At 61.0% G+C, this 13,424-nt stretch carries 11 protein-coding genes; 9 read left to right on the forward strand and 2 right to left on the reverse strand.

Going from position 1 to position 13,424, the window contains the following annotated elements:
• Nucleotides 1-697: 697 nt before the first annotated feature.
• The 9 genes from HJC04_RS04780 to ligD (HJC04_RS04820) all read left to right on the forward strand — a co-directional run bounded on the left by HJC04_RS04780 (nt 698) and on the right by ligD (HJC04_RS04820) (nt 9,991).
• Nucleotides 698-1,420, forward strand: coding sequence for a FadR/GntR family transcriptional regulator (locus HJC04_RS04780; protein ID WP_221145014.1), 723 nt, complete (start codon nt 698-700; stop codon nt 1,418-1,420).
• A complete protein-coding gene (locus HJC04_RS04785; protein ID WP_221145016.1) occupies nt 1,417-2,583 on the forward strand; it encodes a PLP-dependent transferase in 1,167 nt (388 codons plus the stop codon). Before HJC04_RS04780 ends, HJC04_RS04785 begins: the two co-directional genes overlap by 4 nt.
• A gap of 52 nt (nt 2,584-2,635) precedes the next feature.
• Nucleotides 2,636-3,895, forward strand: coding sequence for a sugar ABC transporter substrate-binding protein (locus tag HJC04_RS04790; RefSeq protein ID WP_210632271.1), 1,260 nt, complete (start codon nt 2,636-2,638; stop codon nt 3,893-3,895).
• A 248-nt stretch (nt 3,896-4,143) separates the two neighbouring features.
• The gene (locus tag HJC04_RS04795; RefSeq protein ID WP_085781048.1) at nt 4,144-5,079 is read left to right on the forward strand and encodes a carbohydrate ABC transporter permease; all 936 of its coding nucleotides are present in this window, start codon (nt 4,144-4,146) and stop codon (nt 5,077-5,079) included.
• A gap of 4 nt (nt 5,080-5,083) precedes the next feature.
• Entirely contained in the window at nt 5,084-5,914 is an 831-nt protein-coding gene (locus tag HJC04_RS04800) for a carbohydrate ABC transporter permease (RefSeq protein ID WP_221145018.1), read from the forward strand.
• Between the two features lie 5 nt (nt 5,915-5,919).
• A complete protein-coding gene (locus HJC04_RS04805) occupies nt 5,920-6,978 on the forward strand; it encodes an ABC transporter ATP-binding protein (RefSeq protein ID WP_210632273.1) in 1,059 nt (352 codons plus the stop codon).
• A gap of 217 nt (nt 6,979-7,195) precedes the next feature.
• Complete coding sequence (locus tag HJC04_RS04810) at nt 7,196-8,095, forward strand: Ku protein (protein WP_210632274.1); 900 nt, start codon at nt 7,196-7,198, stop codon at nt 8,093-8,095.
• Between the two features lie 12 nt (nt 8,096-8,107).
• On the forward strand, nt 8,108-8,926 hold the full coding sequence (locus tag HJC04_RS04815) for a Ku protein (protein WP_210632275.1): 819 nt from the start codon (nt 8,108-8,110) through the stop codon (nt 8,924-8,926).
• Between the two features lie 3 nt (nt 8,927-8,929).
• On the forward strand, nt 8,930-9,991 hold the full coding sequence (gene ligD, locus HJC04_RS04820; protein WP_210632276.1) for a non-homologous end-joining DNA ligase: 1,062 nt from the start codon (nt 8,930-8,932) through the stop codon (nt 9,989-9,991).
• Between the two features lie 22 nt (nt 9,992-10,013).
• Here the strand turns inward: ligD (HJC04_RS04820) and ligD (HJC04_RS04825) are convergent, their stop codons facing one another.
• Together ligD (HJC04_RS04825) and HJC04_RS04830 are read right to left on the reverse strand one after the other, a co-directional pair.
• Entirely contained in the window at nt 10,014-12,659 is a 2,646-nt protein-coding gene (gene ligD / locus HJC04_RS04825) for a DNA ligase D (protein WP_221145020.1), read from the reverse strand.
• 329 nt (nt 12,660-12,988) lie between these two features.
• The gene (locus HJC04_RS04830; protein ID WP_210632278.1) at nt 12,989-13,303 is read right to left on the reverse strand and encodes a DUF982 domain-containing protein; all 315 of its coding nucleotides are present in this window, start codon (nt 13,301-13,303) and stop codon (nt 12,989-12,991) included.
• Nucleotides 13,304-13,424: the final 121 nt, after the last annotated feature.

Below are 13,424 nucleotides of genomic sequence, written 5' to 3' on the forward strand. Positions count from 1 at the left end.
CTAGGCGTCGCCTCTGTTTGCCGCCGCGGAGAACAACACCGGACAAATCGCGAAACGGAGGCTGCCGAATTGCGGGTGTCATTCGGTATGGCGATGGCATGCCATGCATCTCCCTTGTAAGCCCCGGGCGAGCCGGAAGGCTTACGTGATCACGAGACGGAGAAGCGAAAGCCGAATTGACAATTCATCAGGCGTCCATGATCGCTCGATATGGATGTCAAGGTTTTGCGCTATCCTTTGCTCCAGGATGCTTTCAAAGCCGAAGAGGGCTGGGTCGGATCTGCATTCATCCGTCCGTGCCCGTCGCCGACGGAGAGTGCTCCGTACTTCGCAGCGTTCGTTGCGACTTCGTGAAACAGGAGCGCGAGATTGTGAAAATCGCGGTTCGGGCAGGTCGCAGGCGCCGACGCTTTAGGCGCTCCCGGTGACGGGGCAATCCTTGCCTAGGTCCTGTTATAATGTGCTTGGCCAAATCAGCTGAGTTTTAATTCAAGGTGCCTTTCAGGAGGCTGCCCTGGTACGTGGTGACCTACCGACGCAAAATGGCGAACCGTAGAACCGCTTCTGCCCAGGGAGCGACGCAGCAAGATCGGCCTTATTATAAAGACAACTCGGCTTGACGTCTTGCCCCGTTTGCGAAATGCTAAGATGTCAGACCAATTCAGATCTGGCTGCCTGATAGAAAAAATGGGGAACCATGAAGGCAAATCGTAGCGACAGGCCGGTGATCCGGCCGCTTCCCGTCATGGACCGGGCGCGTCAGGTGACCGATGCGCTGGCGGATTATGTGGAGCAAGCGCGGTTGCAGGCGGGTGATCGGCTGCCGGCCGAGCGGGAGCTGATGGCGGCCCTTGCCGTCGGCCGTTCGACCATTCGCGAGGCGATCCGGCATTTCCAGGCGCTCGGCGTCATCGAGACGCGCAAGGGCAGCGGCACCTATCTGCTGAAGCCGGTGTCCCGGGCGACGATCCATATGCCGCTGTCTTTCGACGCGGCGCATCTGCGCGATGCGCTGCTGCAGACGCTGGAGGTTCGCCGCGGCATCGAATGCGAGGCGGGCATGGTCGCCGCCCGGCGGCGCACGACAAGAGACCTCGTCGTCATCGAGGAGAAGCTCAACGAGATGGAGCGGGTGCACCTGGAGAAGGGCACATCCGGGCCGGAGGATCTCGCCTTCCATCTCGCCGTCTACGACGCCACCCACAACCCGCTGTTTCGCCAGCTTCTCGAGCAGATGCGCGAGACATTCGAGCGCTTCTGGGAGCATCCGTTCGACCGGCAGGATTTCGCTCGCCGGTCCTTTCCCTTTCACCGCACGCTTTTTAACGCGATCGCCGCTCGGGATGCCGAGGCGGCGCGGGCGGAGACATTGAAAATTCTCGATATCGTCGAGGAAGACATCAAGGAAATGTCCAAATGAGCAACGGCGCAGACCCGTTCGATCTTGCTTCCCTTATCACCGCCCACGACGACGGCAACTTCGCCGACGCCGTCGTGCCGCCGATCTTCCAGACCTCGCTTTTCACCTTTTCCGATTATGACGAAATGATCACCGTCTATCGCGGCGAGAAGGTGCGGCCGACCTATACGCGCGGGCTGAACCCGACGGTGCGCGCCTTCGAGGAAATGCTGGCCAAGCTCGAAGGTGCGGAGGATGCGCTGGGTTTCGCGAGCGGCATGGCGGCGATCTCGTCGGCGGTGCTGAGCTTTGTCGAGCCGGGCGACCGCATCGTCGCCGTCCGGCATGTCTATCCCGATGCCTTCCGCCTGTTCGGTACCATCCTGACGCGGATGAAGATCGAGGTGACCTATGTCGACGGTCGCGACGAGGAGGCGGTGGCGAAGGCGCTGCCCGGCGCCAAGCTCCTCTACCTGGAAAGCCCGACGAGCTGGGTCATGGAGGCGCATGACGTCGGTGCGCTCGCAGCCCTTGCCAAGCGACACGGCGTCGTCTCGATGATCGACAACAGCTGGGCGAGCCCGTTCTTCCAGCGGCCTCTGACGCTCGGCGTCGATCTCGTCATCCATTCCGCCTCCAAATATCTTGGCGGCCACAGCGACGTGGTGGCGGGCGTCATCGCCGGCTCGAAGGCGATGATTGCGCGCGTCAAGGCCGAGGCCTATCCTTATCTCGGCGGCAAGCTTTCGCCCTTCGACGCCTGGCTGTTGATCCGCGGCCTGCGCACGCTGCCGCTGCGGATGAAGGCTCATGAAGCCTCCGCCCTGGAGATCGCCAGACGGCTGGAGAAGCTCGATGTGGTGGAGACGGTCTGCCACCCCGGGCTTGCCAACCGTCTGCCCGCCGGGCTCCACGGCACGTCGGGCCTGTTTTCGTTCATTTTCCGAGAAGGCGTCGATATCCGCGCCTTCGCCGATCGCCTCAAGCTCTTCAAACTGGGAGTGAGCTGGGGTGGGCATGAAAGCCTGATCGTACCGGGCGAGGTGGTGCTTCAGCAGAAGGCACAGCCGAATTCCGCGCAAACTTTTGGAATTCATGCGCGATCCGTACGCCTCCATGTCGGCCTCGAAGGAACCGAGGCCCTGTGGAGGGACATCGAGGAGGCGCTCGCCGCCGCCTCATAATCCTGAAACCAGAGAGAACCTGACAAGAGAGACCTATAAGGGGGAACTGAGCATGAAAAAGCTGATAATCTCGACACTCTTTGCTTCGATGATGGCGGGTACGGCGTTCGCCGATACGACGCTGAAGTTGGTCGAAGTCATCACCAGCCCGGAGCGCACAGAAACGCTGAAATCGATCGTCGGCAAGTTCGAGGCCGCCAATCCCGGCACCAAGGTCGACATCATCTCGCTGCCCTGGAACGAAGCCTTCCAGAAATTCGCCACCATGGTGTCGGCCGGTGACGTGCCCGATGTGATGGAGATGCCCGATACCTGGCTGTCGCTTTATGCCAACAACGGCATGCTCGAAAGCCTTGAGCCCTATCTCGAAAAATGGGAGCACACCAAGGAGCTGACGCCGCGCGCGCTCGAGCTCGGCCGCGACGTCAAGAATACTGCCTACATGCTGCCCTACGGCTTCTATCTCAGGGCGATGTTCTACAACAAGAAGCTGCTTTCGGAGGCTGGTGTCGCCGCGCCGCCGAAGACGCTGGACGAGTTTACTGCCGCGTCCGAAAAGGTCTCCAAGCTGCCGGGCAAATATGGCTACTGCATGCGCGGCGGCCCGGGCGGCCTCAATGGCTGGATGATCTTCGCCGCCACGATGGCGGGCGACAACAAGTACTTCAAGGAAGACGGCACCTCGACCATGAACAGCCCCGGCTGGGCAAAGGGCATCGAGTGGATGGTCGATCTCTACAAGAAGGGCTATGCGCCGAAGGACAGCGTCAACTGGGGCTTCAACGAAGTCGTCGCCGGTTTCTATTCCGGCACCTGCGCCTTCCTCGACCAGGATCCGGACGCGCTGATCGCCATCGCCGAACGCATGAAGAAGGAGGATTTCGGCGTTGCGCCGCTGCCGAAGGGGCCTGACGGCAAGTCCTTCCCAACCATCGGCTATGGCGGTTGGTCGATGTTTTCGACGAGCGCCAACAAGGATCTCTCCTGGAAGCTGATCGCCACACTCGAAGGGCCGGAAGGCAATATCGAGTGGAACAAGCGCATCGGCGCCCTGCCGGCCTATACCGCGGCCGAAAAGGATCCCTTCTATGCCGGTGACCAGTTCAAGGGCTGGTTCGAGGAACTGGCGGATCCGAACACCGTGCCGACCGTCATGCCGACCTATCTGGAAGAGTTCGCCTTCTTCAAGGATTCGCTGGCGATCAAGACCTCGCAGCAGGCCTTGCTCGGCGACATCTCGGCGAAGGATCTGGCGGATCAGTGGGCGGATTATCTGACCAAGGCGCAGCAGAAGTTCCTGAGCAAGAAGTAGTGAAAAAAGGGGGCTTCGAGCTGGGGGCCCCCTCATCCGCCTGCCGGCACCTATGGCTGGGTCGAGCCACTGGTCTCGACCCGTCCTTCAGACCCCCGCTGGGGAGAAGAGACTCGTGGCGGCGCCTCATTCTCCTTCTCCCCAGCGGGGAGAAAGGTGGCCCGAAAGGTCGGATGAGGGGGCTCCGGTCTCTTCGTTCAGAAGCGTCACAATTCCCAACCGGGTAAGACAATGGAAACCGCAATCCGATGACCATTTCCGCCGATATGCTCGACATGCGTCGCGACCGCAGGCCGTGGCTGCGCCGTCTTGCCGATGCTTCGGAGCCCTATCTCTACAGCGCGCCGTCGCTGATCCTGATCATTGCGGTGATGCTGGTGCCGCTGACGCTCGGGCTGTCCTATGCCTTCCGCGATATCCAGCTGCTCAATCCCTTTTCCGGCGGCTTCATCGGGCTCGAGCATTTCCGCGAGTTGTCGAGCGACGCGGCCTTTTACGGCGCGCTGAGGAACACGCTGTGGTGGACCGGCGCCTCCGTCGTCTTGCAATTCATCTTCGGCCTCATTCTGGCGTTGCTGCTCGACAAGCCGTTCCCGGGCCGGGCGATCGCACAGGCGCTGGTTTTCCTGCCCTGGGCGGTGCCGTCCTTTCTCGCCGGTCTCAACTGGGCCTGGCTGTTCAATCCGGTCATCGGGCCGATCCCGCACTGGCTCTTCGCACTCGGGCTGATGCATGAGCCGGGCAACATTCTCTCCGATCCCGATCATGCGATGTGGGGGCCGATCGTCGCCAATGTCTGGTGGGGAATTCCCTTCTTTGCCATCACCCTGCTTGCGGCGCTGCAGGCGATTCCGCGCGATCTCTACGAGGCCGCCTCGATCGATGGTGCCGGCTGGTTTCAGCGTTTCCGCTCGATCACCCTGCCGTTTCTGGCGCCGACGATCGCCATCACCGTGCTGCTCCGCACCGTCTGGATTTCCAACTTCGCCGATCTCATCGTCGTCATGACCAATGGCGGCCCGGCCGACCGGACGCAGATCGTCGCGAGTTATATCTTCACCACGGCCTTCAAGCGGCTCGATTTCGGTTATGCCTCGGCGATTGCACTGGTGCTGCTGGCGCTGCTGCTCGCCTATTCGATGCTGATCATCCTGCTGCGGCAGACGCTGTTGAACAAGGATTGAGACCATGAAACGATCAATCCTTCCCACCATCGCGCATCGCTTAGCGATCCTCTGCTACATCGCCTTCGCGCTCTTCCCGCTGTTCTGGCTGCTCAAGGTCTCGGTGACGCCGAACGATCTGCTCTATACGGAAGGCGTGCGCATGTGGCCGTCGCGCACGAGCTGGGATCATTATGCCTTCGTGCTGCAGCACAGTGCCTTTCCCACCTTCTTCAAGAACAGCCTGATCGTCTCGGCCTCGACGGCGGTGACGGTGACGATCTGCGCCTCGCTCTCGGGCTACGCGCTGTCGCGCTTCAATTTCCGCGCAAAATACTGGATCGTCGCGCTGATGCTGCTGACCCAGATGTTTCCGCTCGTCATGCTGGTCGCGCCGATCTTCAAGATCCTGTCGCCCCTGCATCTGACCAACAGCCTGACTGGGCTCGTCATTGTCTACACCGCCTTCAACGTGCCCTTCGCCACCTTCCTGATGCAGTCCTTCTTCGACGGCATCCCCAAGGATCTCGAAGAGGCGGCGATGATCGACGGGGCGACGCAGTTCACGGCCTTCCGCCAGATCATCCTGCCCCTGACGCTGCCAGGCATCGCCGCGACGCTCGGCTTCGTCTTCACCGCCGCCTGGAGCGAACTGCTGTTTGCGCTGATGCTGATCAACGGCAATGATGCGGCGACCTTCCCTGTGGGACTTCTAACCTTCGTTTCGAAATTCTCGGTGGATTTCGGGCAGATGATGGCGGCGGGCGTCATGGCGCTCATTCCGGCCGGCCTCTTCTTCCTGCTCATCCAACGATATCTCGTCCAGGGCCTGACGGCCGGCGCGGTCAAGGGTTAAACAGAATGGCATCGATCGATATCCAGAATATCCGCAAAGCCTATGGCCACGTGCAGGTGCTGCACGGCGTCGACCTCGAGATCAGAGATGGCGAATTCGTCGTGCTCGTCGGTCCCTCCGGCTGCGGCAAGTCCACGCTGTTGCGGATGATCGCCGGGCTGGAGGACGTCACATCGGGTGAGATCCGTATTGCGGGCGCCCGTGTGAACGAACTGCATCCCAAGGACCGCGACATCGCCATGGTGTTCCAGTCCTATGCGCTCTATCCGCACATGAACGTCGCCGGCAATATGAGCTACAGCCTCAGGCTGCGGAAGACCGCCAAGGAGAAGATCACCAGCGCGGTGGCGGCGGCCGCCGCCAAGCTCGGTCTCGATCCGCTGCTCGAACGGCGGCCGAAGGCGCTCTCCGGCGGTCAGCGCCAGCGTGTCGCGATGGGCCGCGCCATCGTGCGCCAGCCGAAGGCCTTCCTGTTCGACGAACCACTGTCCAATCTGGATGCGCGGTTGCGCGAACAGATGCGCGCCGAAATCAAGAAGCTGCATGGCGAGTTGAAGGCAACCTCGATTTATGTCACCCATGACCAGATCGAGGCGATGACGCTCGCCGACCGGATCGTCGCCATGCACGGCGGCGTGGTGCAGCAGGTCGGCAGTCCGCTCGAACTCTACGATCGCCCCGCCAACCTCTTCGTCGCCGGTTTCATCGGTTCGCCGGGGATGAATTTCCTCGACGCCACCTATGAAGCAGGCGGCGTCAAGCTGAAGGATGGGACGATCGTGCCGCTGGCAAGGCCGCTGCCGCTTGCAGACGGCGCGAAGGTGATGCTCGGCATCCGGCCGGAGCATGTGCTGATGACGAGTGACGGGACGGGGCTTGGCACCGATGTGGAGCTCGTCGAACCCACCGGCTTCGGCATTATCCTGCACCTCACCCTCCATGGCCTGCCCTTCAAGATCTTCACTCTGGACCGCGAAGCGTTGAAGGCGGGGCCGAAGGTCAATGTCGCCTTCCCGCCCCAATATCTGCATGTGTTCGACGGCGAGGGACAACGCATCGATTGAGCAGCCGAGCTCCTCAGGCGTCCCTATCTGCTGGTTGCTGTCATTGTAAAAAGCACCCCGAGAGAAAAAGATCGATCAGATTCAACGGGATGAGCGAGACTCGGAAAACGCGTGGATGATTCTTGCTAAGCTATTGAAATTTGATTCGTTTTGATTCGGAACCAATCGTAAAGTGATTCGGTTGACTCGCACTGGTTGCGGCAGGAGCGCGTGCGAAATGGTTGCCCCGAGAGCGAATTGGAAAGGCTTCATCAAGTTCGGGGAGGTGGCCTTCCCCGTGGCCCTTTACACCGCCGCCTCCACATCCGAGCGGATCGCGTTTCACACACTGAACAGGAAGACCGGCAACCGGGTGCGCCGAGAATTCGTTGACGGCGAGACCGGAGACCCGGTCGAGCGCGAGGACCAGGTCAAGGGTTTTGAGATTGAGGACGGCCGCTATGTCGTGCTCGAGCCCGAGGAAGTCTCGGCCGCCATTCCTGAAAGCGACAAGACGCTGAAGGTGGAGGCGTTCATTCCTTTTGACGAGGTCGACGACGTCTATTTCGACAAGCCTTACTATCTGGCTCCCGACAAGATGGGCAGCGACGCTTTCAAACTCCTGAGGGATGGTATGGAAAAAGCCAAGGTCGCGGCCATTGCCCGAACGGTGCTGTTCCGCCGCCTGCGAACTCTCCTCATCCGCCCCCATGGCAAAGGGCTGGTCGGCTCAACCTTGAACTTCGATTATGAGGTTCGCTCCTCGGAGAAGGCATTCGAGGAGATGCCGGATCTCAAGATCGAAGGCGAGATGCTGGAGCTTGCCAAGCACATCATCAACACCAAGAAGGGCGAGTTCGACCCGAAGCAGTTCGACGACCGATATGAAGCGGCCGTCGGCGAGCTGGTGAAGGCCAAGATCGAAGGCCGCACCCTTCCGAAGAAAAAGGCGCCGCCGGCTCCCAAACCGAGCGACCTGCTACAGGCGCTACGCGAAAGCGCCGGCATGGCGACGCCGGCCAAGGCGAAGCGCACCGCTGCAAATGCCAATGCCGGAAAGAGCAGGCAGAAGGCCGCGCGCGCGTCGACGACGAAACCACGCAGCCCGGCCGGCGCTCACCAGCGCCGCGCCGGGTGATCGGAGGTTTCCATGGCGATCCGGCCTTACTGGAAAGGTTACCTCAAACTGTCGCTCGTCACCTGCCCGGTGCAGATGATGCCGGCCACTTCTGAAAATGAGAAGGTGCGTTTTCACACGCTCAATCGCGCCACCCAGAACCGCGTCGTCAGCCACTATGTCGACGCCGTCACCGGCAAGGACGTGAAAGATGAAGACGAAGTAAAAGCCTATCAGCGCGGTGAGAACGAATATGTCTTGCTTGAGGACGATGAGTTGGAGAACGTTGCGCTTGAAAGCACCAAGACGATCGATATTGAAGTCTTTACGCCGCGCAACACCGTCGAATGGATCTGGCTCGACACGCCCTACTATCTTTCACCCGACGATCCGGTCGGCCAGGAGGCATTCTCGGTGATCCGCGACGCGATGGCCGCCGAGGACATGGTCGGCATCTCGCGGCTGGTGATTGCGCGCCGCGAGCGGGCCGTGATGCTGGAGCCTCGCGGCAAGGGCATCGTCCTTTGGACCCTCCGTTACGGCGACGAGGTGCGCGACGCTGAGAACTATTTCGATAGGGTGGACGATCAGCCGGCGGACAGCCAGATGATGCCGCTGGTCCAGCAGCTCATCAAGAAGCAGACGCAGCACTGGAACCCGAAGATGGCCTCCGACCCGGTGCAGGACAGATTGCTCGAGCTTATCGAAGCCAAGAAGAAACAGATGAAAAAGCCTGTCAAGGCCAAGTCCAAGGGAAGGGAGAAGCCAGAACCGGCTCCCAGCAACGTCATCAACATCATGGAGGCGCTGCGCAAATCCGTCGATGCCGAGAACCGATCCGGCAGGCATTGAGTGATGACCAGACCACGGCGCCCCTCCGCCCCCCTGCTTCGCGATTCCAATTCCGCGATACACTCGCGACCTGTCCGTCGGCGTGATCCCGACCAGCCAAACCTGCCGTTCGATGCAATGCCGTTGAGAGTGGAGCCGTGCCTGGCCTTGCTGAAGCAGACGGTGCCGCAAGGGCCGGATTGGCTTTACGAGGTGAAGTGGGACGGCTACCGATTGGCGGTCCACATCCAGCCAAAGGCTATTCGTATTCTCACCCGCGGCGGCCATGACTGGACCCACCGTTTTCCAAGCATCGCCGCAGCAGCAAAAGAGCTCGGTGTGTCGAGCTGCATTCTCGACGGAGAAGCCGTCGTCCTCGATGAAGAAGGTCGCTCGGACTTCGGAGCCTTGCAGCGCTCGCTCGGCGGCAGGGGCGGCAAGCGGATCTCGACCGAATCCATCTTCTACGCCTTCGATCTGTTGTATCTCGACGGTCACGACCTGACGCGGACGGAACTGTCGGTGCGCCGTCATCTTCTGGAGGATCTGGTCCCTGAGACCGACGACGGCGCCATTCGGTTCTCGCACGAACTGGATCTGGGTGGCGAGGAACTGCTCGAACACGCATGTCATCTGGGCCTCGAAGGCATCATTGCCAAGCGCAGTGACAGCCCTTACCGGAGTGGCCGGCTGGGTGACTGGCAGAAGATCAAGTGCGTTCAGAGCGACAGTTTCATGATCGTCGGTTACGAGGAATCCGCCAGCACGCGCGGCGGGCTCGGCAGTCTTTTGCTTGCAGGCCGAAAGGGCAACGACTGGATTTACGTCGGATCCGTCGGCACGGGGTTCAACCGAACCGAGGCGGAATATTTGCGCAAGACGTTGAACCGCCTCCAGACGAAAAAACCCGTCGTGCCGCTGAAAGGAAAGCGCCTCGTCTTTTCCCAACCGACCTTGATTGCCGAGATCGAGTTTCGCGGCTGGACGCGTGAGGGCAGCCTACGGCACCCCTCATACAAGGGCCTTCGCGAGATCCAGGATAACGCCGCCGTCTTCGATTTGACTGATGCCACTTCAATCAGATGAGTGCCGCGGGCCATCAGCCGTGTCAGGCGGCATGCTTGCCGGTGCGGCCGAGCCTCTTGATCGCTTGCTCCAAGGGACGCTGCCCCTCGCAATAATCCTTCCAGGCGGACGACTTCGACAGCAAAGCAGGCACGGTTCGGATCGTGAACCTTTTGGGGTCGAGGTCTGATTTCACCTGTGCCCACGTCAGAGGCATTGACACCGTCGCCCCTGGGCGGGCCCGAGGGGAGAGTGGTGCCACGGCCGTCGCCATGCGATCATTGCGCAGGTAATCGAGGAAAATGCGACCGCCCCGCAGGCTCTTGGTCATCTTGATCAGGTAGAGATCGGGATTGTTCCGGGCCATCTGCTGGCAGACGTCGTGCGCGAAGCCCTTTGCCTCCGGCCATGACAACGGTTTTCGTTTGTTGACTGCAAGCGGGGTCACGACATGCAAGCCCTTGCCGCCGGTCGTCTTGCAGAAGCTGATCAATCCGAGGTCTTCCAGCCGATCGCGCATTTCGCGGGCAGCGGCAACAACCGTGGAAAAGGGAACGTCGGGCCCGGGATCGAGATCGAATACCAGGCGACCAGGCACTTCCGGTTGGCCGGGTTCGCAGTTCCACGGATGGAGCTCGAGCGCCGCGATCTGGGCGACCGCCGCAAGCCCTTCGATGCGATCGATCTGCAGGTAAGGCTTCTTGTCGCCGAATACCTTCACCAATTCGAGCAGGTTGGATTGCCCCGGCATCGCATGACGCTGGAAGAACTGCTCGCCGCCAATCCCGTCCGGGGCGCGGATGATGGAGCAGGGCCTGCCCTTGAGGTGGCCGATCATCCAGTCGCCGACCGCCTCGTAATAGCGGGCCAATTCCTCCTTTGTCACCGGCTCACCATCATTGGCATCCGGCCACAATGGTTTGTCCGGGCTTGAAATCAGCACACCCATGACATTGGCCTTCTGACCCCCGCGGCGCGTCGATTTTGGTGCGGCCCGCGGAGCCGTCTCCGCAATCTCGGCCTTGGAGGATCTTAACGGTCGCTCCGCCTCGACTTCCCTGGCCGGCTTGTCTTCACGCAAGCCCTTGAAGGCGGCCTGCCGGACGAGACCGTCGGCGGTCCAGCCCTCGAATTCAATCTCGGCGACAAGCTCGGGCTTCACCCATACGACTTCAGCCTGCTTCTTCGGAGCGCCGACACCTGTGAACGGCGACTTCGCCGTCTCCAGCGCCTTCAGTTTCGGAAGCAGCGTTTCGACTTTCTTGGCGCCGTAGCCGGTCCCGACACGGCCGACATAGACAAAATGATCGTCGCTGAAAACGCCGACGAGAAGGGAACGAAACTTGCCGTTGGTCTTGGCATAGGCGCCGATGACTACCTCGTGCCCCGCCCGGCATTTCGACTTCGCCCAGCTCTCCGTTCGACCGGACTGATAGGGGGCATCAGCCTTTTTCGACACAATACCTTCCAGCGATAGCTTGCACGCCGACCTGAGCACGGCGTCGCCGCCGCCTGTAAAATGCTCGACGTAGCGGATGCGAGGATCGTTGCCAGCCTGCGTGAGCAGCTCCTGTAACCGCGTCTTGCGCTCCATGAGGGGCTTGGAGCGGAGATCCTCGCCGCCGTCATAGAGCAGGTCGAAGGCGAAGTAGACGAGGCTGCCGGTCTTGCCTTCCGACAGCGCCGCCTGCAGCGCGGCGAAGTCAGGCACACCGTGCTCATCGAGAGCGCAGATTTCGCCATCGATTATGCAGTCTGGAAGCGCTGACGCCGCTTCAGCGATTTCGGGGTACTTGGCCGTCCAGTCGAGACCTTTCCTGGTTTTCAGCGTCGCTTCGCCGTCGAGCACGCGCATCTGAATGCGGTATCCATCGAACTTGATCTCGTGGATCCAGCCGTTCCCGCCGGGTGGCCGCTCCAGCTTCTCGCAAAGCTGCGGCGCGATGAAATTCGGAAGATCAACCGCCGTTGCGGTGCCGGCGCGCTTTCCGCCTCTCGCCTCCTGCCGCCCCTCGGCGGCCAGTCCGTGATTACTGTCCCAGACGGCGTCAGCCTCGACCTTGGCGCCTTCCACCATGAAGGGTGTCGGTTTGCGCCCCTTGCCGGCTGCGATCATTTCCATGCTGCGGCCCGAGGCCACCGAGGTGACGTTCTCTTCCAGGACGAAAGCACCGTTCTCCTCGACGGAGAACTCGTCATGATGCTTGATCAACAGCCAGTTGGTACGCGTGCTGCGCTCGCGATCGTTGCGCATGCGCACCAGCACGAAGCTCCCGTGCAGGCGCTCGCCTTCGAGTGTGAACTTGAAATCGCCCTTGGAAAGCGCCTGCTCGGGAGTCTTCCTCCCCTCCGGCTCCCAATAGCCGCGATCCCACAGCATGACGGTACCGCCGCCATACTGGCCTTTCGGAATCGTGCCTTCGAAGTCGCCATAATCGAGCGGATGATCTTCGACCTCGACCGCAAGGCGCTTGTCGTGCGGATCGAGCGATGGACCTTTGGTGACAGCCCAGCTCTTGAACACGCCGTCGAGCTCGAGCCGCAGGTCGTAGTGCAGCCGTGTCGCATCGTGCTTCTGAATGACAAACCGGCGGCGATTGCTCTTTTTCACGCGTTGCTCGCCGCTGGGCTCCGCGGTCTTCTGGAAATCGCGTTTGGATCGGTAGTTCGATAGGCTGTCGCTGGCCATGGCTGTTCCCGGACATTCGGTCCACAAACGAAATTGCGCACATCGTTGTTCCAACGCCGCGCGACCGGCCAGATTCCTGAAAGGGAAGGGGCACGGCCACAAATTCAATCGATGCCGGCGGCATTCTTCACCTCGACCACCTACCCCTCCGCTCGCGTCGCAGAACGCCAAGCGAAGGAGGTTATCCCATGACCACTATAACAGCCCCAGCTGTTTGCGGAAGAATTTCAAATCCGTTCGCTAAACCTGGCTTCTGTGCCAGCGCGGCTCGCATGGGGCCGCGCGGCAGGCATCGCGAGGTCCGATGTGACCTCCCGGTTACGCCGCCTTTAGCGGAGGGCAGCGACACGCGTAGGTCGGGCCGGGCGGCTGGTGGCTTGCACCTGCCAGGGAGCGGCAACTGCCGGCATGCCGGCTTCGAAGCACGCGGCCATGAAGGCCTCCCGTGCAATCAATGGCGCAATAACTCGGTTGAGGGCACCGCGACAGGTCTTGACCGCACGCTGATAGCGTTCACCATGGGCCAGTGGCCATTCGTTTTCCAGGAAATCCAAGGCATCATAGACGCCGGTAAATGTTCGTTCCAGACCGCACTGCAGCCGGACCGTCACTGGACGCGTCCAGAGCACATCGTTCAACGGCATTTTCTTCCTCCTTTCGATGCCAGCTTGCTCCGGCAAAAATATTGGAAGTAGCTGTCGGGTGTTCAAGACCGCAGCGATCAATGGTCGCTTCACACGGCGAGCCGGACCAACCGTGCTCCAT

It is taken from the genome of Rhizobium sp. NLR8a, assembly GCF_019685235.1.
Lineage (GTDB): Bacteria > Pseudomonadota > Alphaproteobacteria > Rhizobiales > Rhizobiaceae > Rhizobium.

Bases quoted from the DNA above. Each gene is read 5' to 3' on its own strand.
- HJC04_RS04800 (WP_221145018.1), top strand. From the start codon at position 5,084: ATGAAACGATCAATCCTTCCCACCATCGCGCATCGCTTAGCGATCCTC.
- HJC04_RS04805 (WP_210632273.1), top strand. From the start codon at position 5,920: ATGGCATCGATCGATATCCAGAATATCCGCAAAGCCTATGGCCACGTG.
- HJC04_RS04795 (WP_085781048.1), top strand. From the start codon at position 4,144: ATGACCATTTCCGCCGATATGCTCGACATGCGTCGCGACCGCAGGCCG.
- HJC04_RS04815 (WP_210632275.1), top strand. From the start codon at position 8,108: ATGGCGATCCGGCCTTACTGGAAAGGTTACCTCAAACTGTCGCTCGTC.
- ligD (WP_210632276.1), top strand. From the start codon at position 8,930: ATGACCAGACCACGGCGCCCCTCCGCCCCCCTGCTTCGCGATTCCAAT.
- HJC04_RS04790 (WP_210632271.1), top strand. From the start codon at position 2,636: ATGAAAAAGCTGATAATCTCGACACTCTTTGCTTCGATGATGGCGGGT.
- HJC04_RS04830 (WP_210632278.1), bottom strand. From the start codon at position 13,303: ATGCCGTTGAACGATGTGCTCTGGACGCGTCCAGTGACGGTCCGGCTG.
- HJC04_RS04785 (WP_221145016.1), top strand. From the start codon at position 1,417: ATGAGCAACGGCGCAGACCCGTTCGATCTTGCTTCCCTTATCACCGCC.
- ligD (WP_221145020.1), bottom strand. From the start codon at position 12,659: ATGGCCAGCGACAGCCTATCGAACTACCGATCCAAACGCGATTTCCAG.
- HJC04_RS04780 (WP_221145014.1), top strand. From the start codon at position 698: ATGAAGGCAAATCGTAGCGACAGGCCGGTGATCCGGCCGCTTCCCGTC.
- HJC04_RS04810 (WP_210632274.1), top strand. From the start codon at position 7,196: ATGGTTGCCCCGAGAGCGAATTGGAAAGGCTTCATCAAGTTCGGGGAG.